General features: G+C 51.5%; 1 protein-coding gene. It reads right to left on the reverse strand.

The window, feature by feature from the left end; all coding sequences use genetic code 11:
• The coding region (locus R7040_RS28975; protein WP_318097971.1) for a flagellar basal body P-ring protein FlgI at nt 1-557 on the reverse strand (557 nt) is incomplete at both ends.

The following is a 557-nucleotide window of genomic DNA, read 5'->3' on the forward strand; positions in this document are numbered from 1 at the left end:
TTCATCGCGCTGGTTGAAGTCTGTTTTGATTTCGCGCTCTAGCGTTGCACCATTCGGCACACGACCCGCTGTTGGCGTATTCACTTCGACTTTCGAACCACTTTTACCTTCAGCAGATAAACCGCCCACAACAACGCTACCTTGCGCGATGGCGTACACTTCACCATCGATACCGCGTAGCGGCGTAAGAAGCAGCGTACCGCCGCGCAAGCTTTTCGCATCACCAATGGATGACACGACCACATCTAAGGTTTGGCCCGGCCCCGCCATAGGGTCTACCGATGCCGTCACACTTACCGATGCTACGTTACGCAGTTTAGGGTCCATGCTGTCATCAATCTGAACACCAAATTGGCGCAACATGTTGGTGATGGATTGTGAGGTAAATTTTACTTGGTTGCGGTCACCTTGGCCGGCAAGACCAACCACCAAACCGTAACCGACTAATTGGTTTTCGCGGATGCCTCGAACATCCACCAAATCCATAATAGGAATTTCCACTTCAGCCTGTGAAGTCGCAGGAAGCCCTAAGGTCAATGCCAGTAGGAAAGACGAAA

The sequence above is a fragment of the Vibrio sp. 1069 genome, assembly GCF_033340555.1.